We start from the raw sequence: 23,724 nt of genomic DNA on the forward strand, positions 1-23,724 counted from the left end.
GGCCGGTCGGCCGCGCGAAGCGACCGATGACGAGGGGTCGGTGAATCAGCGTTCTGCTGGGGGTCGTGCAGTTCTGCTTCACGCTGCCCAACTGCGCAGTCGCGCGCCGATGCCGGTTCCCCGCCCCGCTCCGGCCTTCGTCATCCTGAAGCAGGACTTCACGAGGGTGCCACAACTCGTGATTGTGCTGCACGTCGGTCGGCGTCACCGTCGACGACGTCGCCGACCCCCGGCGGCCGCGCCGCAACCCCGGGAGCAGCCATGCGAGACATCTCCGCCACGTGGATGCGCGGTGGGACCAGCAAGTGCTGGGTCTTCGACGCCGACGACCTCCGGGTCGACGGCCGCACCGCGGACGAGGTGCTGCTCCGGCTCTACGGCAGCCCGGACCCACGCCAGATCGACGGCGTCGGCGGCGCGACGTCCACCACCAGCAAGGCCGTGATCCTCTCCCGCAGCACCCGCCCCGGCGCGGACGTCGACTACACCTTCGCCCAGGTCGGCATCGCCGACGGCCGGGTGGACCGGACCAGCAACTGCGGGAACTGCTCCGCGGTCGTCGGGCCGTGGGCGCTGCGCCGCGGGTGGGTCGTCCCCACCGGGGACGTCACCGAGGTCCGCGTGCACAACACCAACACCGGCCAGCTGATCGTGCTGGAGGTGCCGACCCCCGGCGGGCGCGTCGTCGAGGAGGGCCACGAGCACATCCCCGGGGTCCCGACCCCCGGCGTCGGCATCCGCATGTGGTTCGTCGACCCGGCCGGTCGCACGACCGGGTCGCTGCTGCCCAGCGGGAACCCGGCCGACGTCGTGCACGGCGTGCCGGTCACCCTCGTCGACGCCGGCGCCCCGGTCGTCGTCGTCCCGGCGGCGGCCGTCGGGATCACCGGGCACGAGTCGCCCGCCGAGATCGACGCGCTGCCGGGCCTGCTGGACCGGCTGGACGTGCTCCGCCGGGCCGCGGCCGTCCGCATGGGCCTGGCCGACACCCCGCGCGACGCCACCCGCGCCGTCCCCAAGCTGGCGCTGGTCGCCGAGGGCGCGCCGGGCCGGTCCGACGTGGCCGTCCGCATGCTGTCGATGGGGCGCACCCACCCGGCACTCGCCGTGACCGGCAGCATCGCGCTCACCCTTGCGACCCGCACCGCCGGTACCGTCCTGCACGACCTCGTCGCGACGGAGCGGGAGGACCTGCTGATCGACACCCCGGCCGGCGTGATCGCCACCGTGCACGGCAGCCGTGACGGCCTGCCCGCGGTCGCGGTCCGCCGCACCGCGCGCCGGATCGCGGACGCGCTCCTGGCCCTGCCGGAGCCCGCGACCGCCGCCACCGTCCCGACCGCCGCGGTGCACGCCGCCTGACACCGCCCCGGGACCGGCACCACCGGCCGGCTCCCGCCCACACCCGGACCGCTCCGAGTCACGAAGGACAACGATGTCACCCCAACTCCTCTCCGTCCTGGTTCTGGCCGGCATGTTCGTCGTCGCGACGATGCTGCCGATCAACATCGGGATCCTCGCCTTCGTCGCCTCGTTCGTGGTCGGGACGTTCGCCCTCGGCCTCGACGAGAAGGAGATCTTCGAGGGCTTCCCGGTCTCGCTGTTCATCACCGTCGTCGGCGTCACGTACCTGTTCTCCGTGGCGAAGCTGAACGGCACCATCGACCTGCTCGTCGACGCCGGGATCCGCCTGGTGCGGGGCCGCGCGATCCAGGTGCCCTGGGTGCTGTTCGCCGTCGCCGCGGTGCTCACCGCACTCGGCACGTTCACCCCGGCCGCCGTCGCACTGCTCGTCCCGGTCGGCATGAACTTCGCGTTCAAGTACCGCATCAGCCCGCTGATGATCGGCATGATGGTCATCTGCGGCGCGCACGCCGGGCCTTCTCCCCGATGGCCGTCTACGGGGCGCTGGTCTTCGGGATCGTCGCCGACTCCGGCCTCGCCGTGTCCCAGGCCGTGCTGTTCTTCGCCAGCCTCGCGTTCAACGCCCTGCTCGGCGGCATCACCTACCTGCTGCTGCGCCGTCGTGGCGAGGAGAGCTTCGTCGAGCGGCCCGAACCCGCCGACGACGACGAGCTGCCCACCGGGGGCGGCGGTGTGGCGACGATGGTCCGCACGCAGCCCCGCGTCGTGACCTGGCAGCAGCGCGCCACGCTCGTCGCGCTGGTCGGCCTCGTCGTCGGCGCCCTGGCCTTCCACCTGCAGATCGGCTTCCTGGCCCTGGCCGCCGGTGCCGTCCTGGCCCTGATGGACCGCGACAACCTCGGCAAGGCGATCGACGGCATCAGCTGGCCGACGATCCTGCTGGTCGCGGGCATGGTCACCTACGTCGGTGTACTGGAGCACGCGGGCACCATCGAGTGGGTGTCCGAGGGCGCCGTGCACCTGGGCGCCCCGCTGCTGGTGGCCCTGGTCCTGTGCCTGGTCGTCGGCATCACCTCGGCTTTCGCGTCCTCGACGGCGATCCTGACCGCGGTGATCCCGATGGCGATCCCGCTGCTGCTGACCGGTTCGCTGCCCGCGGCGGGCGTGATCGCGGCGATGGCCATCTCCACCACGATCGTCGACGTGTCCCCGTTCTCCACCAACGGCGCCCTGGTGCTGGCCAACGCCCGGGGTGTGGACCGCACCCGCTTCTACCGCCAGGTCATCACCTACACCTGCGGGATCGTGGCCCTCGGCCCGCTCGCCGCGTGGGCGGTCCTGGTCCTGCCCGGGGCGTTCTGACCCCGCCGGCCAGCACCCCCGACGACGTCGGGACGGGACCCCACCCACGCGACCGGGGCGTCCCCGACCGACCTCCGTGTGCCGGTACCCGCTCCCCGCGGGTGCCGGCACACGGCCGTCCGGGGGCCGGGCTGCCTGCCCGCCGACGACGACCACGCCGTCCGCGCCCGGTTGCTGCAGGCCCCGCGGCACCGGACACCCGCGCACCCCGCGGAAGGGCTGTGGTGCGCATCGATCCGATGGCCGTCTGCGCTCTCCCGCCGTCGCGGACACCGACGAGCAGCACGGTCGGGTGGGTCAGGACGGGACGGCGCGGGTCGACCCGCCGCGGTCGGCGGTCCGACACGGACGTCGCGGTGCTCGAGTCGCGGTCACGGCAGGCCTCGTCGACCTCGGCAGGAATGCGACCCTGCTCAGAGACGGGGTATCCGTTCTCACGCGCCCACACACGTATCGCCTCGTTGTGGCACCGGGCCTCGGTCGAGCCCCCCTCCCCCGCGACAGCCTCGCGACGGCGTGCGCGCCGGCCACCTCCTGCAGTTCGCGCGGCGGACACGAACGGGGCGAGCTTGTCCCGGAGCGTCGCTGCATCTCGGAGTCGTCATGTCCCTGCCCATCACTGCGATGCTCGACCTGCGCCGGCTCGCTACTCCCGACCTGCACAAGCTCCGGGACGCCCTGACCGTCGAGCTGCAGGGACGTGACGAGCTCGGCGAGAGTTCGCTGCGACCCCGAGCAGTTCGAGCGCCTGCTGGCGCACTCGGTGACTGCGCCCAGGCACAGGCCCTGCGCGCGGCGGCGGAGGCGGAGGACGGTCGGGTGACTCGAGGCCAGGTCTTCGCCTTCCTCGGGCGTTCCGCCCACGGCCGACTCAACGGGGTTCCGCAAGCCGATCGACCGTGCTGTGGCCGCGCTCGTGGTCGAGGGAGATCTTCCCGCGGTGAGGCCGGGGCCTCCCTACGTCGACTACGGCAGCGGTGTCGCGGCAGAGGCGTTCCACGTCCAACCCGCCGACCTGTCGTCGCTACGCGCAGCGGCTACGCGAGATGTTGTGCGAGGAGCTTGGCGTCCGTCTCCACAACCCTCCCGGCGAGTGGGGCGAACCTCGCTGGTTGCCTGGGTAAAGAGCAGTTCAACAACGTTGATGATCCGCAGTTCCGAGCGCTAATGACGGGGCGACGCGGCCGATAAGCGGTACGTGACTACGCCGCAGAGCCCCTACCAGGGCCACCCCCAGCAGCAGCCCTACTACGGCCAGTACCCGCCCCAGCAGGGCGGCCAGTACCCGCCGCCGGGCTACCCGCCCCCGCAGGGCCAGTACCCGCAGTACAACCAGGCCCCGCAGATCCCGCCGCCCGCGCCGAAGAAGAAGCGCACCGGGCTCAAGGTGACCCTCGGGATCCTGGTCGCGATCGTCGTCATCGCGATCGCCACCGGCGGTGGCGGCGACGAGCAGGCCCCGGCCACCGCCTCGGGCGACGCGAACGCCGCCCCTGCCGCCGCCGGTGCCCCAGCGAGCGGGGACCAGTCGGTGAAGTTCGGGCAGGAGGCCACCTCCGGAGACCTGGCCATCTCGGCGTCCGCACCCGAGCAGGTCACCGAGTTCGGCATGACGCAGGCGTGCTCGACAGTCACCTACAAGAACAACGGGTCCAGCCCGGCGTCGTTCAACCCGTTCGACTGGAAGTTCACCACCCCGGCCGGGGTCGAGGCATCCGCGTCGATCCCGTTCAACGCCGGGCCAAGGCGCTGAACTCCGGTCAGCTCGCCCCGGGCGGCACCACCTCGGGATGATCTGCGGCGACCAGCAGACCACCGACGTCAACGCGGTGAAGTACGCACCCTCGTTCAGCTTCTCCGACCCGATCACCTGGACGAACTGACCTCCCTCCCCCCGAGCTGCGCGCCGAAAGCCGGGGTAGTCACGCACAACGACACGGCGCGCAACCGAGGCCCCCGCTGCAGCAGCCCTGCGGCGGGGGCCTCGTCATCTCCGCGGCAGCCCCCACAGCCATCGACACCGCCCCCATCCACACCGCTGCCATCGACACCGCCGAGAGATCAGATCTCCAGGCGCAGGCGGGTTCCTCGCGTGGCGGGATCATCCGGCAGGAGATGTGGCCGAGCGGAGCTTGGTCAAGTCCGCTGGCGTGGTGTGTGACGACTGCCGCGTGATCTTCTGTTCTGTCAGGCGCTGAGCGCCGGGATCGTGTGGGTGGGGGTCACCTCCTCGGTGCCGGTCGGGGTGTCGGGGACGGGTGTGACGCGGGCGCGGGCCAGGACGTCGAGGCCGAGGTAGCGGCGTCCTTCGGCCCATTCGTCGTGCTGTTCGGCCAGAACGGCGCCGACCAGGCGGATCAGGGAGTCGCGGTCGGGGAAGATCCCGACCACGTCGGTGCGGCGACGGATCTCGCGGTTGAGTCGCTCGCTGGGGTTGTTCGACCAGATCTGGCGCCAGACCCCCTTCGGGAAGCTGGTGAAGGCCAGGACGTCGGCACGCGCGGTGTCGAGGTGCTCGGAGACCTTCGGCAGCTTCTCGCAGAGTGCGTCGAGGACCCGGTCGAACTGTGCGTGGACGCTCGCGGCGTCGGGCTGGTCGTAGACCGAGTGCAGCAGCGCCCGCACCCACGGCCAGGAGGACTTCGGGGTCGCGGCCATCAGGTTCGCCGCGTAGTGAAGCCGTCAAGGATTAACCTGTCGGCGTGTCAGCGAGCAGTTCGGTGGCGGTGCGGTAGCGGACTGCGGCGGCGGCTGGCAGGTGGCCGTCTCGTTCGAGCAGCGGGCGGGTTTCGCGGACGACGGCACCGATCAAGGAGCGGCTGACGTCGCCCAGGGCTTCGGCGAGGGCGTCGAGGGTGGCCTGGTTACGCATGTAGAGCAGGGCCAGCAGTATCCGTTCGCTGTTGGGGATCTTCTGGGGAACACGCCGCCGCGGGCGCCGGCCTGACGAGGCCCGCCGCGGCGCTGGTGAGCCAGCCGCTCGCCCTGGGCGGCTTGGCGGGGCGCAAGGCGCTCGATGAGCCGGCGTAGTTCGTCGCGGGGCATGCCGGTCAATGTGGGGTCGCTGAGCGCCTCGATGATCGCGGTGCGCCCCGGCGGGGTGTCGTGGTCGAGGAAGGCCAACAGCTCGGCGACGGTAGCGAACCGGACCGAGGCGAAGCCAGGGTCGTGTCCGTGGTCTTCGAGGACGTCGCGGGTCTCGTGGATCGGGGCGCCGATGGCGTATTGGCTGACTTCGAGCAGGTCGGCCAGCAGGCTCATCGAGCACACCTGCCGCTGGTAAAGCAGGGTGAGCAGCAGCCGGGCGGGATCGTCGAACAACGGCTTGCCCCGGAGTTTCCCGGTGGCGCGGCGGGCCCGGCCGCCGCGCTGCTCGCTGTAGCGCTGCTGCGCGCGGGCTGCCTGAGCTGGTGCCAGCGCGGCCGCGAGCACGTCGAGCTCGGCGGCGGTCATGCCGGTCAACCGTGGGTCGGCGAGCCGGGTGAGCATGTCCCGGCGGCGCTCGGCCGGTCCACCTTGCTCGCCGACCACGACCGCCGCGTCCGGGTCGAGAGGGTCGGGGCGCAGGGTGTAGTTCCAGGTCCCGTGGGTGGCGTGCCGGTGCAGGGGCAGGGCGGCGAAGCGCTCCTTGCTGATCGCAACGCCGGTCGGGTAGTCCCCGGTGTCCAGCGCAGCTTCGACGCGCAACCCGGTGCGGGTGCGGACCGCTTCGATGGTGTTGATGACGACTTCGTGGCTGGTCAGCGGACGAGCCCGCCAGTTATGGGTGATGTGGGAGAACAACCGGTGCTCGATTTTGTTCCATTTCGAGGTGCCCGGCGGAAAATGACATACCGTGATCGCCAAACCGGTTTCAGCGGCCAGCGCCGCGAGTTCGCTTTTCCAGACTCGGTAGCGGTAGCCGTTCGAGCCGCCGGCATCGGCGGTGATCAACAGCCGGGTGGCGGCCGGGTAATCGCGGCGGCCGCGGGCGCGCCACCAGCGGCGGATGGACTCCACGGCGAACACCGAGGTGTCGTGGTCAACCCCGACGTTGACCCAGCCGCTGTTGCGGGCGATGTCGTAGATGCCATACGGGATCGCCTGTTCCACATCCGGGCCGGTGAAGAAGAAGTGGTGGTCTTCGACCTCGACCGGCTCCCCGGCCGGACGCCATTCGCGCCCGGCCATCGGCAGCCGCCCGAGCTGTTCACGCTTCTTGGTGTCCACGCTGATCACCGGCTCACCCGCGGCCTGATGCTCTTTGGCCTGATCGTTGATGTAGCCGAACTGGGCGTCGCGATCGGGGTGCTGGGTGCCCTCGAGGGTCTTGGTGTTGGCCTGCAGGCTGAACCCCGCCGCGCCCAGCAACCGGCCCACCGTCGGCGCCGACACCTGATGTCCCTGGCGGGACAACTCATCGGCCAGGTGCCGCAACGACTTCGTCGTCCACCGCAGCGGCGATTCGGGGTCCCCGCGCTCGTCCGGCTCAATCAGTGCCAGCAGCGCCGCTGCCACGGCGGGATCGTTGTGCTCGACCGGCTTACGCCCGCCGCCCGACATGCGGACCCGGCCCTGCGGCAACGGGGCCTCGCCGGCCTCGAGCTCGGCCATCCCGCGCCGCACGGTGGTCTCGCTCATCCCCGCGGTCCGGGCCACTACTCGTACCCCACCGTGGCCGAGCAGCCGAGCCTCGGTGGCCGCCGCCAGCCGCCGCTGGCGCTCGTTCAGATGCGGCAACAACACCCCGAACCGGTCCCCGAGCTGGGAGACCACCGCCGCGTCGATCGCCATACCACACCAACGACGAGCAAGATCTAAAGCAACGAGTTGTTTCTTGACGGACCCAGTGGGTCCTGCAGCGCTGCCAGGCCGCGCCGGGCAACGTCGCCCCGATCGCGGCGACAAGGCCCTGGTGGGCGTCGCTGGTGACGAGCTTGACCCCGGACATACCGCGGGCGGTCAGGTCGCGGAAGAACCCCAGCCAGCCGGCGCCGTCCTCGGCGGAGGTGACCTGCAGGCCGAGGATCTCCCGGTGCCCGTCACCGTTGACCCCGGTGGCGAGCAGGGCGTGGAGGTTGACCACCCGCCCGTCCTCGCGCACCTTCACGACCAGGGCGTCAGCGGCGACGAAGGTGTAGGGGCCCTGGTCGAGCGGGCGGGTCCGGAACTGCTCGACCTGGTCGTCGAGGTCGGCGGCCATGATCGAGACCTGGGACTTCGACAGCCGGGTGATGCCCAGGGACTCGACGAGCTTCTCCATGCCCCGGGTCGAGACCCCGAGCAGGTAGCAGGTCGCGACCACCGTCGTGAGCGCTCGCTCGGCGCGGCGGCGTTCCAGTAACCAGTCGGGGAAGTAGGAGCCGTTGCGCAGCTTCGGGATTACCACGTCGATGGTGCCGGCGCGGGTGTCGAAGTCGCGGTGGCGGTAGCCGTTGCGGGTGTTCGTCCGCTGCTCGGAGCGCTGGCCCCAGGCGGCTCCGCACACCGAGTCGGCATCGGCGGACATGAGGGTGTTGATGAACGTGGTCACCATCTGGCGCAGCAGGTCGGGACTCGCCTGGGACAGCTGCTCGTGCAGGAACTCGGTGGGGTCGATACTGGAGGGCGCGGTCATCGCGTGATCCATCTCCTGTTGGCTGTGAGAGGCGTTCAGAAGATCACGCGGTGGCCGCCCTACACGATGCCTCGCCCGTCACCGAGCCGGTCGCACACCACCTTGGTGGACGCCACTGAGAGCGTGTTTGAGAAGGGTCGGCGTGTCTGCGCCGTGTGGTCGCGGGTCTGGTCCATCGTGGACGGGTGGCTCGGCGTAAGCGGCGGTACCCCTCGGACACCAGCGACGCCCAGTGGGCGCTGATCGAGCCGCTCCTGCCCGAGGCCGGATCGGGTGGGCGGCCGGAGAAGCATCCACGCCGGGACGTGGTCGACGCGATCCTCTACGTGGTGCGCGCGGGGTGCGCATGGCGTGCTCTGCCTGCGGACTTCCCGCCATGGCAGACCGTGTACTGGTACTTCAACCGGTGGGAGCAGCAGAAGGTCACCGAACAGATCCTGCCGGTCGTACGCGGACAGCTGCGCGCCGACGAGGGCCGCGACCCGGAGCCGAGCGCGGGCATCATCGACTCCCAGTCCGTGCGCGGCGCCGACACAGTCGGACAGGACACACGTGGATACGACGCCGGGAAGAAGATCAACGGTCGGAAGCGGTTCATCATCACCGACACCCTCGGCCTGCTCTTGACGACGATGGTGTGCTCGGCGTCGATCCAGGACCGCGACGGCGCCAAGTCGATCCTGCTCGACCTCTACCTGCACACGAGGGTGCGCTTCGTATTCGCCGACGCCGGGTTCGCCGGACGACTCCTCGACTGGGCCACCTCGATCCTGCGGACCACCGTCGAGGTCGTCCGCAAACCACCTGAACAGCGCGGATTCGCCGTCCTGCCCCGACGGTGGGCGGTCGAGCGGACCCTGGCCTGGCTCACCGCGCACCGCCGACTGGCCCGAGACTACGAACGCGACCCCGCCGTGTCCGAGGCCATGATCCGCTGGGCGGCGATCAACACCATCACCCGCCGCCTCGCCCGCGGCACCCCGGCCGCCCGGCAACAGAAGTACGTGATCACACCCGCGACTTGACCTTCTCAAACACGCTCTGAGAGCCTCTAGCCGAACTGCTGGACATGATGTCGCAGCTGCGAGTCGTCTTGCTCCAAGGTAACGACGCCCGAAACGGGTGGGCCCGGCTCGTGAAGCGTCACCCGGACAAGGCGCGCCGACCGGAGCGGGTAATCGCAACTTTCCATCCCGGGCGACAAGCCCTGTTCCATCCGAACCCCGACGTCCGCGCGGCTCGTGCCGAAAACCGACGGAATGCCTACCGCGAGCTTGCAGAGGTCCTGGGTCGTGCCTGAACATATCAGCAGCGAGCTGCTCCCCGTCGATGATCGCGTTCCCCGCTGCTCGTCCCGATCCGCCGCGCTGTCGCGACCCGCTCGAATCGGCAATCGGTGGTTGCTCAGCCAGTCGGTACTCCGGCCGACGAGGCCGGCGAGCTGGCTCTGGGTGTAGCCGCGGCGCTGCCGGTAGAACGCGATCCGCTCGCCGACCTGCATCTCGTCACCTGCTCCGCGCATCGGTTCAGGCTACCGCCGTCCGGCGCCCCGAATCGGACTGTTGCACAGCGGGGGGCGTGAACATCAGGAATCCATCCAAGCCGCGTCCATCACGGCCGCACCAGCGGGGTGCAGCTCGCCGCGGCGACGTAGATGTCGGTCAGAGTGCTGATCTTCGCATGCCCCGTCAGGTCCGCTTTCTGACGGTCGGTGAGGATTCCGGAGTCGTGCCAGATCGTCGCTGCGGTCTTCCGGAATGTGTGACTGGTGACCGGCCAGTCCATCCCCGCAGCCTTCCGCGCCTCACGGATGTAGGTCGCCATGTTGTTCGGATCCTTCCATCCGAGACCACCGGAAACGGCAGCAGCGGGAAACAGAGGATCCTCCGGACCGTCGGCCTCACGATTTCGGACCATCGCCACGACGAATTGCGGGAGTGGAACGATGCGCAGCGACGTCTCAGTCTTTCCGTCGTGCCGCTGGAGCCCCTTGCCGCGGTGCCGGACAATGTTGCCGGTGATCGCGACGATCGGCACGGCCCGCATCAAGTCGCCGTCGACGACGGGGACACCTTCCAGGTCGAGGTCGCACCACCGCACGCCGAGCGCCTCCCCGATCCGGACGCCGGTGCCGAGCATGAACGTCACGATTTCCGGCAGGTCGCGGCGGCGCGCCTTCTGCTGCTCCCGCGCCTCGTCCGCGTCGTCGGACGTGGCTCGCATCCAGTCGAGGAACTTCCGTCGCTCCGCCGTGGTGAGAGCCCGCGGCTTCCGGGACGCCTTCTCGATCGGGTCCAGGTGTCGGATCGGGTTGTCCGGGATCGCCTCGTGCTGGACCGCGACCCGCAGGATCTGCGAGACGATCGTGCGCACCGTCTTGCGCGACTCGGCGCCGTGCTGCGGCGACAACGACGCGAGGAACCCGTCGAACCGGGGCACCGTGCACTCGTAGAGCCGCCACTGCCCGATCGCCGGCAGGATCACCGAGCGCAGCCGCTGCCGGTACAGGTCGGCCGTGGTGACCGCACGGGCGCCATCGGCGACCTGGGCGTCGAGCTTGAGCAGCCACAACTCAGCAGCCCGCTCGAATGTGTGCTCCGGCCGCAGGGGCGCGGTCGCGACGCTGCGCGACCGGGTCCGGATCTCGTCCTGGAGCGCGCGGGACGCCGCGGCCTTCGTCGCCCCACTACGTTCGATCAGCCGGGTCCGGCCGTCGAAATCCCGGAACCGGCACTTGGCGACGTAGCTGCCGGTGATGTCGCCCGTCCGTCGGGCGACCTTGATGCTGCCGTGTGTACCCATCGGCAACGGTGGTCGGGCCACTCGATCACCTGCCGCTCGACCGAACCCCACGTAGTTTTCGTTGGGTTTTCGTTGGGTTCGATCATCGTACGGGCTTCGACCGCGCCAGCGCAACGCTCTGAACTGCGCTGGAGTGCGGCGGGCCGGGCTCGAACCGGCAACCTGACGGGTTATGAGTCCGCTGCTCTGACCAATTGAGCTACCGCCGCGGCGAGCCGGAGAGTACCGGAGCCGGGACACCCCGCACCCGCGTCACCCCGGTCCTCCGCCAGGGCCGGAGGTGCCCCGGCCTAGGCTGCGTCGCCATGCGGCTCGGTTACCTCACGCACGTCACCGGTGACGATCCGTCACGCGCCTACCGCGAGACGATCCGGTTGGCGGAGCGGGCCGAGGAACTCGGGTACGACTCGTTCTGGGTGGCCCAGCACCACGACGGCCATCTCGGTGGGCGGCTGCCGTCGCCGCTGGTCCTGCTGGCCGCGGTCGCCGAACGCACCCGGCTGATCCGGCTGGGGACGGCCGTCGTCGCGCTGCCGCTGGAGGACCCGCGCCGGCTCGCCGAGGACGCCGGTGTGCTGGACGCGCTCTCCGGCGGGCGCCTGGAGCTCGGCATCGGCGCGGGTGCCGACCCCGACGCGGCGCGACGCTTCGGGCGTCACCACGACGACCGGCACCGTGACACCGTCGCCGCGCTGGACGTCCTGCTGGAAATGCTGCCGCCCGCGCTCGCCGCGCAACGGGTGTGGTGGGCGACGGCGACGCCGTCGTCCGTGGACGCCGCCGCGGCCCGCGGGGTGGGTGTGCTGTCGGGCAGGCCGCCGTCGTCGGACGGCGACGTCGTGTCCGAGCTGGCCCGGTACTGGACCTACGCCCGCGGGGTCCCGCGCGTCGCGCTGTCCCGGCCGCTGCCGGCGGGCCACTCGACCGGCCGGATCATCGACGACCTGCTGGCCGACCCCGCCCTGCCGTGGGCGGGCGAGATCGTCGTGCAGGCTCAGCCGTCGACCGTGCGCGCCGACGTGCACGACGAGGTGATGGAGCGGGCCGCGCGCTTCGTGCGGCCGTTCCTCGGGGTGGCGGGGCCGGCGCACGGGCCCTCGGTCGTCGAGGAGGTCGACACCGACGAGCCCACGCCCGCGATGCGACCGCGGCCGGTGGTGCGGCCGCACCGGTAGGTCGTGGCGACCGCTCACCCCCGTCGCGCGAGCTCGGCCAGCCACTTCTTGAGCAGCACCGTCTCCGGCACCCCGAGGACGTCGTTGTCGTCGGGCAGCGCGAGCAGGGCCGCCGCGGCGTCGCCGACCCCCGGCCCGCCGGGTGCGTGCTCCGCGTGCCCACCGGTGATCGCGGCGAGGGTAGCCTCGCGCATGTCGGCCGACAGCCCGGGGTCCGGGCGCGCGGTGATGATCTGCCGCAGGGTGACCCCGACGTTGGCGGCGAGGACGTGGGCCGCGGCGCGTTCCGGGCTCACGGTGAGCCGGCCCCGGCGGTCGGCCTCCCGGGTCAGCCCGAGCAGGGCGGCAGCCGGTCCGTCCTGGGCGGACGGCCGTCGCCCGGGGGTGACCTGCCCGTACATCAGGGCGTAGAAGCCCGGGTTGGCGATGCCGAACTCGACGTGGGCGTCCCACCCGTCGCGGATGTCCTGGATCGGGTCACCGCTGGACTCCCGGGCCCGCTTCGCGGACAGGTACTGCTCGAACCCGTGCTCGACCACGGCGTCGAGCAGGCCCTCCTTGCTACCGAAGAAGTGGTACAGCGTGGGGAGCCGGACGCCGGCGGCGTCGCAGATGGCCCGCAGCGGGACGGTCTCCCCCGGCGACGCCGCGATGAGGTCGGCAGCCGCACGCAGGAGCCGGTCCCGGGTCCCGACCTCGGCCGGTTGATCTGCCACGACCCCACTGTAGGACGCCCGGCCGGAGCCGGGGCGCGGACCGCGGGCCGGCCGCCGCACGCCCCCGGCACCCACCGGACCACCCTCAGCGCGTGGTGTAGCCGCCGTTGGCGAAGATCGTCTGGCCGGTGATCCAGCGCCCCTCGGTCGCGAGGAAGCGCACGATCGGCGCGATGTCCTCGATCTCGGTGAGCCGCCCACCCATGGCCATCGACTTGTGGAACTCGACCCGGTCCGGGGTCTCCTGCGGGTAGAAGAACGGCGTGTCCATCGGGCCGGGGGCGACGTTGTTCACCGAGATCCCGCGGTCGGCGAACTCCTTGGCCGCCGCACGGGTGAAGTGCTCGACCGGGGCCTTGCCGCCGGCGTAGGTGGAGTAGCCGTCGGTGAAGGCCGCCAGCAGCGACGTGACGACGGTGATGATCGCGCCGTTGTCGGCGAGGCTGCGGCCCGCCTCCTTGATGAAGAAGTACGCGGCCTTGGAGTTGATGTCGAACATCGCGTCGTACTCGGCCTCCGTGGTGTCCACGATCGGCTTGCGGAGCACCTTGCCGACGGCGTTGACGGCGACGTCGATCGGCCCGAGCGACCCCGCCGCGTCGGCGAAGAGCCGCTCGACCTGCGCCGGGACGGTCAGGTCGCCCTGCAGGAGCACGCCTTCGCGACCCGCTGCCTCGACCGCCTTCAGCGTCTCCTCGGCCTCGGCGCGCGAGGACGCGGAGTTGTAGTGGATCGCGACGTTCGCCCCCGCCTCGGCGACCTGGCGGCTGATCAGCCCGCCGAGGTTCTTGCCGCCCGCGGCGACGAGAACGGTCCGGCCCTGCAACGACTGCACGCTCATGCCTTCCTCCTGTATCGACTGTATAGCTAGGTGTATCAGCTATACAGAGCGATGTCGAACGCGGTGTCGTCAGAAGGCCCAGGTCCCGGTCAGCAGTGCCACGCCGGTGACGGCCAGCAGCCCGACGACGACGTGCTCCCCCGTCCCGCCCGTGCGGAACCGCAGGGCCCGTGGCCAGCGGATCCCCTCCAGCGGCCAGAAGGCGAACCGGTTGCCGTGGGAGGTCAGCTCGTCGCCGATCGCCCCGACCCAGCAGCCCGCGCCGGCCGCGACACCGGTCCAGACCGCCGTCTCCCCGGGCAGCAGGAATCCGGTCCCCCACCACACCAGCAGCCCGACCGCGGCCGCGAAGACCGGCGAGTGCGACAGGCCACGGTGCGAGACCCCGGTCGTCACCCGGGACAGCCACCGGATCGCCCGGCACAGGAGCCAGGTGACCGGCGGCAGCGACCGCGCGGCGACGCTCGACGGGTGGTCGAGGTCGGGCGCGAAGGCCGCCAGCGCGCACACCACCACGACCACCGGCACCAGCACCGGTGGCGGTGGGACCGCTGAGCAGACCGCGAGCCCCAGCACCGCGCCCGACAACGCGTGCGTACGCCCCATCATCGTGACCCCACCCCTTCCGAACGGACACGGAGGGTAACCGCGCGACACCGTGACGCCGGGTCGCCGACACGCGTGCCGGTCTTGACCGTGCCCGCCGGGCCGCGCAGGCTCGCAGCGTGACGGACCAGTGGCGCAACTGGGCGGGCAACCAGCGCACCCGTCCGATCAGGACGGTCCACACCCGCGACGCCGACGACGTCGTCCGGGCGGTGCGCGACGCCGCCGAGGGCGACCTGCGGGTCCGCCCGCTCGGCAGCGGCCACTCCTTCACCGGCATCGGCGTGCCCGACGGCGTCGCCCTCGCCGTCCCCGCCGACCCCGCCGCGATCCGGCTCGACGGCGGGCTCGTCACCGTCCCGGCCGGGGTCACCCTGCAGACGCTGAACCGGTGGCTGTGGGCCCACGGCCGCGCCCTGCCCAACCTCGGCGACATCGAGGCCCAGACCGTCGCCGGCGCGATCTCCACCGGCACCCACGGCACCGGCGCCGGGTACCGCGGCATCGCCGACGGGGTGCGCCGGCTGCGCCTGGTCGACGGGCTCGGGGACCTCCACGAGCTGGGCCCGGCCGCCCACCCCGACCTGTTCGACCTGGCGCGGGTGGGGCTCGGGGCGCTCGGTGTCCTGGTCGAGGTGACGCTGGCGACCGTGCCCGCGTTCCACCTGCACGCCCGCGAGTCCGCGCGCCCGCTCGCCGAGGTCCTCGAGCGCCTCGACGATCTCGCCGCCGGCCACGACCACGTCGAGTTCTACTGGTTCCCGCACACCACGACCGCGGTGCTCAAGACGAACGACCGGACGGAACGGCGCTCGCCCGGGCGCGGCCGGGTCGCCGCGCTGGTCGGCGACGAGGTGCTCGGCAACGGCGCGTTCGGGCTCGTCCAGCGCGTCGCCGCGCTCGCCCCACCGCTGGTCCCGCGGCTCAACCGGGTCATGGCCGGGCAGATGGCCGCCGGGGAGTACGTGGCCCCGTCGTACGCGGTGTTCTGCAGCCCGCGCCGTGTCCGGTTCCTGGAGATGGAGTACGCCGTGCCGCGGGCCGCGTTGCCCGAGGCGTTCGCCGGGCTGCGGGCCGCCGCCGCGCGGCACGCCCACGACGTCGCGTTCCCGGTCGAGGTGCGGATCCTGCGCGGCGACGACATCGCGCTGTCCACCGCGTACGGACGGGACACCGCCTACCTCGCCGTGCACGTCCACTCGAGACGCCCGCACGAGGCGTACTTCGGGGCCGTCGAGTCGGTGCTGTCCGCACTGGACGGACGACCGCACTGGGGCAAGCTGCACACCCGCACCGCGGAGCAGCTGCGTCCCCGCTACCCGCGGTTCGACGCGTTCGTCGCCGCACGTGACCGGCTCGACCCGGCGGGCCGGTTCCGCAACCCCTACCTCGACCGGGTCCTGGGAGTGCCGTGCACGTCGACGACCTGACCACACCCGCGCTGCTCGTCGACGCCGCCGCGCTGGAGGCGAACCTCGCCGACATGGCCGCGCTGCTGCCCGGCCCGCGGCTGCGCCCGCACGTCAAGGCGCACAAGACGACCGAGCTGGCCCGGCGGCAGGCCGCCCACGGCCACACCGGGTTCACCTGCGCCACCGTGCGGGAGGTGGAGGGCATGGCGGCGGCCGGGCTGGGCGCGGACCTGCTGCTCGCCAACGAGGTGCTCGACGCCCGCCGGCTCGGCGCCGTCGTCGGGTCGGGCGCGCGGGTCACCGTCGCGATCGACTCGGAGCAGACGCTGCGGGCCGCCGTGGACGGCGGCGTCCGCGAGGTGCTCGTCGATGTCAACGTCGGCCTGCCCCGCTGCGGCATCGCGCCCGCGCGGGCCGGGGCGCTCGCCGACGCCGCCCGCGCCGCCGGGCTCGTCGTGCGCGGCGTGATGGGCTACGAGGGCCACCTGCAGATGCTCGACGACGCGGCCGAACGCGCCCGGCTCACCACCGAGTGCACCGACCGGCTGCTGGCCGCGCACGCCGACGTCGGCGGCGAGGTGGTCTCCGGCGGCGGCACCGGCACGCACGCGATGAACACCGCCTGCACCGAGATCCAGGCCGGGTCCTACGCGCTGATGGACACCGCCTACACCGCCGCCGGGCTGCCGTTCCGCCAGGCGCTGACGGTGCTGTCCACCGTGGTCTCGACGACCGCACCCGACGGCGACATGCCCGGCTGGGCGGTCGCCGACGCGGGCCTCAAGGCGTTCGGCATGGACCACGGCAACCCCACGGTGCCCGGTGGGAACGTGTGGTTCTGCTCCGACGAGCACCTGGTGTTCGCCGCCGACGTCCCGCCGCGCACCGGTGACCGGGTGCGGATCGTGCCGGCGCACGTCGACCCGACCGTCGCGCTGCACGAGCGGATGCACCTCGTCGACGGCGACGAGGTGCTGGAGACCTGGGCGGTCGACCTGCGCGGCTGGTGAGGCCTACCGGCCGAACCTCTCCCCCAGCGCCGCCAGGCCCGTACCGAACACGCCGTTCGCGAACAGGCCCGCGAGGTCGCCCTCGTCGGGGCCGTCGGCGTCGAACTCGGTCCACCACTCGCCGAAGGTGTGCCCGACCGCGGTGACCGGGGCCAGCCGCACGGTGGAGACGTAGCGGCGCACCGGGAACGGCGACTCGAGGATCTCGTAGGTGAGGGCGTGGCCGCGCTCGTCGAGTGCGGTCAGCTCCTCGACGACGGTGCCGCCGCCCTCGGCGAGGGTCAGGCGTCGCTGCGCGCCGATCTCGCTGCCGGAGGCGCCGCGGATCAGCTCGCAGGTCGCGATCGCCGGGTGCCAGCGGTGCAGGCCACCGAAGTCGCGGACGTGCGGCCACACCTCGGCCAGCGGTGCCGTGATCACGGCGCTGGAGTAGGGACGGGGCATCGGGGACTCCTCCTCGGGAGTGTCAGGACTGCCGGCGCAGGTGGGGGGCCTGCGCCGCGAGCTGGTCGAGCTGGGCGCGGACGTCGTCGAAGCCGCCGTCGACCCGCAGGTCCAGCGCGATCGACGCGGCCAGTTCCGCGGTGTCGTGGAAGGCGGTGCGGGCGACCTCGAGGCGGGCGCCCACGGTGCGGGCCATCTCGCTGCCCTGGCCCGCGCTCTCCAGGCTCTCCCCCATCCGCGCGGTGCGCAGGGCCTCGGCGAGCTCGGCGTCGAGGTTGCGGCCGATGTCGTGCAGCCAGTCCCTGGCCGGGCCGTCGGGCACAGTGCGCACCACGCCGTGGAAGGCGGTCACCGAGCCGACGCAGCCGGAGTAGGCGCGGGCCCAGCGCGACCCGGCGACGAGGCCGCCGGGCAGGGAGGCGGGGGCGTTCGCGGCGGCCCGTCGCATGGCCTCGCGCTCGGCGGGGCTCGCGGAGCGCAGGTAGGAACGGGCCAGCGCCTGGGCGGGCAGCCCGACGAACAGCACCGCCGGGACCGCGCAGAACACCGCCGAGGCGATCGCGTAGCCCAGCGTCCGGCCGAGCAGCTCGTCGGCCGGGTACTGCCCCACCTGCGTGATGCCGACGATCACCCCGATCAGCACACCGAGGGCCGCCCCGGCCAGCAGGAGCACCAGCCACCCGTGCGCGGCGAGGGCGTGCGACACCCTGCCCCCGCGCACCGCCATCCGTCGCCGCCAGTCCCCGCCGGGCGGCGGGGCGGGCATTCCACGCGCCATCACCGCTCCAGCACGTTCTTGAAGGCGCGCGTCTGCTCGGTCAGCGCGGTCTCGGTCGGCAGCCGCTCCATCGACGAGGCCCCGTAGAAGCCGTGGCAGACCTTCGCCGTGCGGAGCACGTGCGCGGCGTCCTCGGGCATCGCGACCGGCCCGCCGTGGACGAGGACGAGCACGTCGTCGCGGACCTCCAGCGCCGCCTGCGCCCACTCGTCGACGAGCGCGACGCAGTCGTCGAGGGTCTTCGCGGTGCCCGCCCCGATCGCGCCGCCGGTGGTGAGCCCCATGTGGCACACCACGATGTCGGCACCGGCCCGGGCCATGGCGCGGGCGTCGTCGGCGGAGAAGACGTACGGCGTGGTGAGCATGTCCTTGGCCCGCGCCGCGGCGACGAGGTCGACCTCCAGCGCGTAGCCCATCCCGGTCTCCTCCAGGTTGGCCCGGAAGGTGCCGTCGATCAGCCCGACGGTCGGGAAGTTCTGGATGCCGGCGAACCCGAGCGAGGACAGCTCGTCGAGGAAGCGGTCGGTGAACAGGAACGGGTCGGTGCCGTTGACCCCGGCCAGCACCGGGGTGCGGCGGACCACCGGCAGCACCTCGGCCGCCATCTCGACGACGATGTCGTTGGCGTTGCCGTAGGCCAGCAGCCCGGCGAGCGAGCCGCGGCCCGCCATCCGGTAGCGCCCGGAGTTGTAGATGACGATGAGGTCGATCCCGCCGGCCTCCTCGCACTTGGCCGACAGCCCGGTGCCCGCGCCGCCGCCGACGATCGGCTCGCCGCGGGCGGCCATCTCGCCGAACCGCTCCATCAGCTCCGCGCGGGTGAACCGCCTCATCGCCGTACCTCCTGCCAGGCCGAGAGCACCGCGTCGGCGAACTCCGGGTCGTTGACGTGGTGCGCGACCCGCCGGACGTTCCCCGGGGAGTCCGCACCGGACTCGATCGCGGCGAACAGTGCCGCATCGGCCTCGGGATCGTGGAACGCCGCGCCCGGCGCGTCCAGTGCGGACACCCCGCCCAGCGGGAGCAGGAACCGCCACGGCCCGGTCAGCGCGTTCAGCTTCGCCGCCAGCCAGGCACCGATCTCCCGGTTCTCGTCGACGGTGGTGCGCATCAGGGTGACGTTCGCGTTGTGCTCGTGGAACAGGCGGCCGGCGAAGCGTTCCGGGACGGTCGCCCGTGCGCCGAAGTTGACCATGTCCAGTGCACCGCAGGACCCGACCCACGGCACCGCGGTGCGGGCGATCGCGTCGAGCCGGTCGGGGCCGCAGGCCATCACCCCGCCGACGAGCAGGTCCGCGACCTCGGTGGTGGTCAGGTCCAGCACCGAGTCGACCAGGCCGGAGTCGACGAGCTTCTCCATCGACGGCCCGCCGGAGCCGGTGGCGTGGAAGACCAGGGCGTCGACGCCGTCGCCGAGCCGTTCGCGGACCGCGGTGACCAGCGGCGTGGTCACCCCGAACATGGTCAGCCCGACGGCGGGCAGGTCGGCACCGGTCTCCGGCGGCGGGGCGGTGACGGCGGCGGCCAGCATGTGCGCGGCGTTGCCCAGTACCCGTCGCGAGATGCGGTTGAGGCCGGCGACGTCGGTGACGGCGTACAGCATCGCGACGTCGCTCGCCCCCACGTAGGGCGCGGTGTCGCCGGAGGCGACCGTGGAGACCATCAGTTTGGGGACCCCGACCGGCAGGTCGCGCATCGCCGGGGTGACCAGTGCGGTCCCGCCCGAGCCGCCGAGCCCGAGGACGCCGCCGACGTCGTCGCGGCCGGCGAGGAAGGCCCGCAGCGCCTGCGCCATCGCCCCCACCGCGCTGCCGCGCTCACCGGTGAACACCGCGCCGGCGCCACCGGGGTGGCAGGCGGCGACCTCGGCCGCGGTGACGTCCGGACCGGGGCCCGCCGCACCGGAGGTGGACACGTCCACCCGGCGCACGTCGGCGCCGTCGGCGGCCATCAGCTCGGCCACCCACGCCAGCTCGGCGCCCTTGGTGTCGAACGTGCCGATCACGTATGCGGTCCCCACACAGGAGTTCTACCCGGACCCGGGCACCCGGGGCGAGGGCCGGAGCCCGGACGGCGCAGGGCACCATGGACACGCCCCCCTTCCGCCGGGCTCGTGACCTCGGGGCCCGTGACGTCGTTGGAGAGACATGCTCGGTCAACCGGACGACCCGCGAGGCATCGTGCTCCCGCTCGACGGGCGGCCCGGCGGAACGGAGACCGGCGCCCCCGAACGCAACGGTGGCCCGCGTCCCCTCCGCAACGGGACCCCTCCCCCCGGCCCGGCACTGCTGCTGAGCTGGACCCCCACCCCGGCCGTCGACGACGACGACCGCACCTGGGCGACGCTGTCGGCGTCGAGCGAGCTGGCGCGGCGGCTCGCGCCCGACGCCGGCCGGGCACCCGCCGCCGGGCTCACCTTCCGGCTCGCGCTGCCCGAGGCGTTCGGCGCCGAGCCGCTGCTGCGCCTGGCCGGCGGCGAGACGGCCGCGGCGGCCCCCGGGTCGTCGGCGCTGGTACCGGTCGCCCCCACCGCACCCGGTGACCGGCACGGCGCCGGGCTGGGCCTGCTCACCCTGACCACGGCGGCCGAGATCGCCGCGACGGGCACCCAGACCCGGGTGCTCGACGAGCTGACCGCCGCGGTCGACCAGCTGGCCCCGGCGTGCGTGATGCGGCTGGACTCGCGGCTCCGCGCGGCCGAGGAGTCGCTGCGCGAGGCCCAGACCGAGCTGCTCGAACGCGGCTCGCTCGTCGTCGACGGCGACGCGACCGGCAGCGGCTCCCCGTCGCGCGGGCTCGAGACGGCCGTCGCGAACCTGTCGGTCCTGCGCCACCAGACGCACGCCTGGATCGCGGGCTGGGAGCGGGTCGTCGCCGGGGCGGACCCGTCGGGCACGCCCGGCCTGGCGCTGCGCGACGCGCTCGGTGAGGTCGGCAAGCTCGGCTGGACCGGGTTCCCGGCCGCGGTGCACGGCGCCTACCAGGCACTCGTGCTGGACGCCCGGCGCATCCTGCTCACCGCGGCCGACCACCTGCTGCGCGCCCCGAACCGGCCGCTGACCGCGCTGCGGCCCCTGGTCGAGAGCGACCTCGCGGGCCGGGCCGCCGACGTCGCGCGGCTGCACCGGCTGCTGACCACGCTGTCGACGCTCCCGCAGACCGTGCGCAAGCGCTCCGGCGGGATGATGCCGAACCTGATCGCCGACCAGGCGGCGGCCAACGCACGCAGCCAGGCGCTGTTCACGCGGATGGCGAACGCGCTGCGCTCCCCGGTGTGGGACGGCCGGGTCGTCGTCGAGGTGCGGTCGCTCGACTCGGGCGAGCTGCAGGTGCTGCGCCCGGTCTGACCCCCGGACACGTCACGGCCCTCCCGTCCGGCGCGGAGCCGGTCGGGAGGGCCGTGGACGGGTGTCGCGGTGGGTCAGCGGGCGACGGCCTTGGCGCGCTTGCGCGCGTCCTTCGCCGACGCCTTGGCCTGCTTGGCGGCCTCGGCACCGGCCACCGACGCGCGGTCGGCCAGGTCCGAGCCGAGCTTCGCGGCCTGCGACTGGGCCTGGGTGACCAGGGTGGAGAAGCGGTCGGCGTACTCGGGGGCACGCTTCTCCGCGCGGGCGGCGGCCTTGCGGGCCTGCTTCTCCCAGCGGACGCGACGCTTCTCGGCCTCGCGCACCCACCGGTCGCCGGTGCGCCCGGCGGCCTTGCGGTACCGGGCGCCCTTCTTGTCCACGACCTTCTCGAGCTGGGCGCCGCGCTTCTCGGCCGCCTTCGCCAGCTTGGCGTCGCGCTTCTCGGCGACCGCGGCCTGCTTCTGGGCGGCCTTCGAGGTGCGCTCGGCGGCGGCCGAGAGCTGCTCGGACCAGGTGGACGCCTTGTCCGAGGCGACCTCGGACAGGTGCGCGGCCTGCTCGGAGGCCTTGCCGCCCCACTCGGTGGCGCGCTCACGCACGACCGGGCCGTACTCCTCGACGGCCTCGGCCAGCTTCTCCCGGCTGCCCGCGGCGGCCGCGGCGATCGAGGTGCCCGCGCCGGCCAGTCCCGCGGCGAGCTGGGCACCGGTGTCGGAACCGGAGCCGGACAGCCGGGCCTGGGCCCGCTCGGCGGCCTGGCGCGTCCGGTAGGCGTGCGACGGCTTGCCGTGGGTGTCGGCGGCCGCGATGAGCAGCCCGCCGAGCAGGCCGACGTTCTTCAGGAAGTGGATCTGCTCGTTGGCGCGCTTCTGCTGGTCGGTCTCCTCCCAGAAGCGGTGCCCGGCCAGGGTGGTCGGGACCAGCGAGGCGGCCAGCGCGGTGGCCGACAGGCGGGGGAACTTGCCCAGGGCGAGCAGCGAGCCCGCCACGATCTTCACCCCGGCGTCGACCTTGACCAGGGTCTCGTTGTCGGGGCGCCGGTCCAGCGGGGCGTTCTCCACGACCTTGTCGATGGCCGGGGCGGCCTGGTCGAGAACGGGCTGTGCGGCGGAAGTCAACGCGTCGGCGTTCCGCAGCTCGTTGATTCCGCCGTAGATGAACACGGCCGCGAGGGCGGGTCGGGCTACACGTCGCAAGACTGGCATGGGGCACCTTTCCCCGGCTCGTCCGTCCGCAAACCCGGGGTGGGTGTGGCGTCACCGCCGTGGGATGGCAATCATGCCCGGGTGACGAACGGACGGCGGGCCATCGGGCTCGACATCGGAGGAACGAAGGTCGCCGGAGCGATCGTGGGCGAGGATGGCACGGTCCACGCCGAGCTGCGGCGCAACACCCCGGACACGTCCGATGCGGACACGATGACCACCCTGTTGCGGGAGATGGTCGAGGAGCTGCGCGGCGACGCCGAGGGGGCGGACGTGTCCGCGATCGGCGTCGGTGCCGCGGGGACCGTGGAGTGGCCGGTCGGCCGGATCCGCTGGGCACCCAACAACAACTACGAGAACTGGGACGTCCGCGGCCTCCTGGAGTCCGCGTGCGGGCTGCCGGTGGTCGTCGACAACGACGGCAACGTCGCCGGTCTGGCCGAGGCCCGGCTCGGCGGGACCCGCAACGACGACATGGTGCTGCTGACCGTCGGCACGGGCGTCGGGGCGGGGATCGTGCTCGACGGGAAGATCTACCGCGGCGCGCACGGGCTCGGTGCCGAGGTCGGGCACATGAACGTCAACCCGGACGGCCCGCAGTGCGGCTGCGGCAACTACGGCTGCCTGGAGGCGGTCGCGTCGGGGACCGCGCTGACCCGGATGGGCCGCAGCGCCGCCCTGCACGACCCGCGGGGCATGATCGCGACCCTGGCCGCGGAGGCCGGGGGCGAGGTCACCGGCCAGCACGTGACGATGGCCGCGATGGCGGGCGACAGCACGGCGGCGTCGCTGTTCCAGCGGCTCGGGCGCTCGCTGGGGATCGGCATCGCCAGCATCAACGCGATCTTCGAGTTCGAGGTCGTGCTGATCGGCGGCGGCCTGGTCGACGCGGGCGAGCTGCTGCTCGAGCCGGCGCGCCGGGCGGCCCGGGAGTTCCACTACGGCCCGCCCGAGGTCCGCCCGATCCCGCCGGTGCTGCCCGCCACCTACAAGGGCGACGCCGGGAAGATCGGTGCGGGGCTGCTGGCGCTGGAGGAGACCTGATCTCGTCCCGCAACGGGGCCG

20 protein-coding genes, 1 tRNA gene and 4 pseudogenes are annotated in these 23,724 nt (G+C 72.7%); 10 read left to right on the forward strand and 15 right to left on the reverse strand.

Annotation, left to right across the window (positions count from 1 at the left end; all coding sequences use genetic code 11):
- The first annotated feature begins 261 nt into the window (after positions 1-261).
- The 3 genes from AC0GKK_RS05995 to AC0GKK_RS06005 all read left to right on the forward strand — a co-directional run bounded on the left by AC0GKK_RS05995 (position 262) and on the right by AC0GKK_RS06005 (position 2,727).
- The gene (locus tag AC0GKK_RS05995) at positions 262-1,362 is read left to right on the forward strand and encodes a PrpF domain-containing protein (RefSeq protein WP_489883344.1); all 1,101 of its coding nucleotides are present in this window, start codon (positions 262-264) and stop codon (positions 1,360-1,362) included.
- A gap of 73 nt (positions 1,363-1,435) precedes the next feature.
- Positions 1,436-2,134, forward strand: a complete 699-nt coding sequence (locus AC0GKK_RS06000; protein ID WP_489883345.1) for a hypothetical protein — start codon at positions 1,436-1,438, stop codon at positions 2,132-2,134.
- The gene (locus AC0GKK_RS06005) at positions 2,017-2,727 is read left to right on the forward strand and encodes an SLC13 family permease (RefSeq protein ID WP_489883991.1); all 711 of its coding nucleotides are present in this window, start codon (positions 2,017-2,019) and stop codon (positions 2,725-2,727) included. Before AC0GKK_RS06000 ends, AC0GKK_RS06005 begins: the two co-directional genes overlap by 118 nt.
- On the opposite strand, the gene AC0GKK_RS06010 is transcribed toward AC0GKK_RS06005, so the two are convergent.
- Positions 2,651-3,283, reverse strand: coding sequence for an Lsr2 family DNA-binding protein (locus AC0GKK_RS06010; RefSeq protein WP_489883346.1), 633 nt, complete (start codon positions 3,281-3,283; stop codon positions 2,651-2,653). The two genes, AC0GKK_RS06005 and AC0GKK_RS06010, sit on opposite strands and share 77 nt — an antisense overlap.
- A 642-nt stretch (positions 3,284-3,925) precedes the next feature.
- Here AC0GKK_RS06010 and AC0GKK_RS06015 point away from each other — a divergent pair.
- Positions 3,926-4,480 carry a hypothetical protein gene (locus tag AC0GKK_RS06015; RefSeq protein WP_489883347.1) on the forward strand — a complete coding sequence of 185 codons (555 nt, stop codon included), beginning with the start codon at positions 3,926-3,928 and terminating at the stop codon, positions 4,478-4,480.
- Between the two features lie 434 nt (positions 4,481-4,914).
- Here AC0GKK_RS06015 and AC0GKK_RS06020 read toward each other — a convergent pair.
- From AC0GKK_RS06020 to AC0GKK_RS06030, 3 pseudogenes are all read right to left on the reverse strand, one after another.
- A pseudogene (locus tag AC0GKK_RS06020) lies at positions 4,915-5,409 on the reverse strand (transposase); the annotation flags it as partial.
- A 7-nt stretch (positions 5,410-5,416) separates the two neighbouring features.
- Positions 5,417-7,500: pseudogene (locus AC0GKK_RS06025) on the reverse strand (ISAzo13 family transposase).
- 52 nt (positions 7,501-7,552) lie between these two features.
- Positions 7,553-8,323 (reverse strand): annotated as a pseudogene (locus AC0GKK_RS06030) (IS256 family transposase); the annotation flags it as partial.
- 146 nt (positions 8,324-8,469) lie between these two features.
- On the opposite strand from AC0GKK_RS06030, the pseudogene AC0GKK_RS06035 reads away from it, so the two are divergent.
- A pseudogene (locus AC0GKK_RS06035) lies at positions 8,470-9,331 on the forward strand (IS5 family transposase).
- A 43-nt stretch (positions 9,332-9,374) separates the two neighbouring features.
- On the opposite strand, the gene AC0GKK_RS06040 reads toward AC0GKK_RS06035, so the two are convergent.
- The 3 genes from AC0GKK_RS06040 to AC0GKK_RS06050 form a co-directional block, all read right to left on the reverse strand.
- Positions 9,375-9,845: a helix-turn-helix domain-containing protein gene (locus AC0GKK_RS06040; RefSeq protein ID WP_489883348.1), complete on the reverse strand. Its 471-nt coding sequence runs from the start codon at positions 9,843-9,845 to the stop codon at positions 9,375-9,377.
- 89 nt (positions 9,846-9,934) lie between these two features.
- Positions 9,935-11,146 carry a tyrosine-type recombinase/integrase gene (locus AC0GKK_RS06045; protein WP_489883349.1) on the reverse strand — a complete coding sequence of 404 codons (1,212 nt, stop codon included), beginning with the start codon at positions 11,144-11,146 and terminating at the stop codon, positions 9,935-9,937.
- 113 nt (positions 11,147-11,259) lie between these two features.
- Positions 11,260-11,334 (reverse strand) — tRNA-Ile (locus AC0GKK_RS06050).
- 96 nt (positions 11,335-11,430) lie between these two features.
- On the opposite strand from AC0GKK_RS06050, the gene AC0GKK_RS06055 reads away from it, so the two are divergent.
- A complete protein-coding gene (locus AC0GKK_RS06055; RefSeq protein WP_100880158.1) occupies positions 11,431-12,300 on the forward strand; it encodes an LLM class flavin-dependent oxidoreductase in 870 nt (289 codons plus the stop codon).
- A 14-nt stretch (positions 12,301-12,314) separates the two neighbouring features.
- Here AC0GKK_RS06055 and AC0GKK_RS06060 read toward each other — a convergent pair whose 3' ends face one another.
- The 3 genes from AC0GKK_RS06060 to AC0GKK_RS06070 form a co-directional block, all read right to left on the reverse strand.
- Complete coding sequence (locus AC0GKK_RS06060; RefSeq protein WP_489883350.1) at positions 12,315-13,016, reverse strand: TetR/AcrR family transcriptional regulator; 702 nt, start codon at positions 13,014-13,016, stop codon at positions 12,315-12,317.
- Positions 13,017-13,101: 85 nt separating this feature from the next.
- Positions 13,102-13,857 carry an SDR family oxidoreductase gene (locus AC0GKK_RS06065; RefSeq protein ID WP_476654283.1) on the reverse strand — a complete coding sequence of 252 codons (756 nt, stop codon included), beginning with the start codon at positions 13,855-13,857 and terminating at the stop codon, positions 13,102-13,104.
- 69 nt (positions 13,858-13,926) lie between these two features.
- Positions 13,927-14,466, reverse strand: coding sequence for a metal-dependent hydrolase (locus tag AC0GKK_RS06070; RefSeq protein ID WP_489883351.1), 540 nt, complete (start codon positions 14,464-14,466; stop codon positions 13,927-13,929).
- A gap of 116 nt (positions 14,467-14,582) precedes the next feature.
- Between AC0GKK_RS06070 and AC0GKK_RS06075 the strand changes: the two genes are divergently transcribed.
- Positions 14,583-15,893: a D-arabinono-1,4-lactone oxidase gene (locus AC0GKK_RS06075; protein ID WP_489883352.1), complete on the forward strand. Its 1,311-nt coding sequence runs from the start codon at positions 14,583-14,585 to the stop codon at positions 15,891-15,893.
- A complete protein-coding gene (locus AC0GKK_RS06080) occupies positions 15,875-16,885 on the forward strand; it encodes an alanine racemase (protein WP_489883353.1) in 1,011 nt (336 codons plus the stop codon). The genes AC0GKK_RS06075 and AC0GKK_RS06080 overlap by 19 nt, the downstream gene beginning before the upstream one ends.
- Before the next feature lie 3 nt (positions 16,886-16,888).
- On the opposite strand, the gene AC0GKK_RS06085 is transcribed toward AC0GKK_RS06080, so the two are convergent.
- The 4 genes from AC0GKK_RS06085 to AC0GKK_RS06100 are packed head-to-tail and all read right to left on the reverse strand — an operon-like array spanning position 16,889 to position 20,127.
- Positions 16,889-17,329, reverse strand: coding sequence for an SRPBCC family protein (locus AC0GKK_RS06085; RefSeq protein ID WP_251784596.1), 441 nt, complete (start codon positions 17,327-17,329; stop codon positions 16,889-16,891).
- A 22-nt stretch (positions 17,330-17,351) separates the two neighbouring features.
- Positions 17,352-18,107, reverse strand: coding sequence for a hypothetical protein (locus AC0GKK_RS06090; protein WP_489883354.1), 756 nt, complete (start codon positions 18,105-18,107; stop codon positions 17,352-17,354).
- A complete protein-coding gene (locus AC0GKK_RS06095; RefSeq protein ID WP_405418263.1) occupies positions 18,107-18,940 on the reverse strand; it encodes a phosphoenolpyruvate hydrolase family protein in 834 nt (277 codons plus the stop codon). Before AC0GKK_RS06095 ends, AC0GKK_RS06090 begins: the two co-directional genes overlap by 1 nt.
- On the reverse strand, positions 18,937-20,127 hold the full coding sequence (locus tag AC0GKK_RS06100) for a Tm-1-like ATP-binding domain-containing protein (RefSeq protein WP_489883355.1): 1,191 nt from the start codon (positions 20,125-20,127) through the stop codon (positions 18,937-18,939). Before AC0GKK_RS06100 ends, AC0GKK_RS06095 begins: the two co-directional genes overlap by 4 nt.
- 127 nt (positions 20,128-20,254) lie before the next feature.
- On the opposite strand from AC0GKK_RS06100, the gene AC0GKK_RS06105 reads away from it, so the two are divergent.
- Positions 20,255-21,454 carry a hypothetical protein gene (locus tag AC0GKK_RS06105; RefSeq protein ID WP_489883356.1) on the forward strand — a complete coding sequence of 400 codons (1,200 nt, stop codon included), beginning with the start codon at positions 20,255-20,257 and terminating at the stop codon, positions 21,452-21,454.
- Between the two features lie 74 nt (positions 21,455-21,528).
- Here the strand turns inward: AC0GKK_RS06105 and AC0GKK_RS06110 are convergent, their stop codons facing one another.
- A complete protein-coding gene (locus AC0GKK_RS06110; protein WP_489883357.1) occupies positions 21,529-22,617 on the reverse strand; it encodes a DoxX family protein in 1,089 nt (362 codons plus the stop codon).
- A 123-nt stretch (positions 22,618-22,740) separates the two neighbouring features.
- Here AC0GKK_RS06110 and AC0GKK_RS06115 point away from each other — a divergent pair, with 123 nt between their 5' ends.
- Positions 22,741-23,703 carry an ROK family protein gene (locus AC0GKK_RS06115; protein ID WP_224403036.1) on the forward strand — a complete coding sequence of 321 codons (963 nt, stop codon included), beginning with the start codon at positions 22,741-22,743 and terminating at the stop codon, positions 23,701-23,703.
- Positions 23,704-23,724: the final 21 nt, after the last annotated feature.

The sequence above is a fragment of the Pseudonocardia sp. P-1 genome, assembly GCF_058111925.1.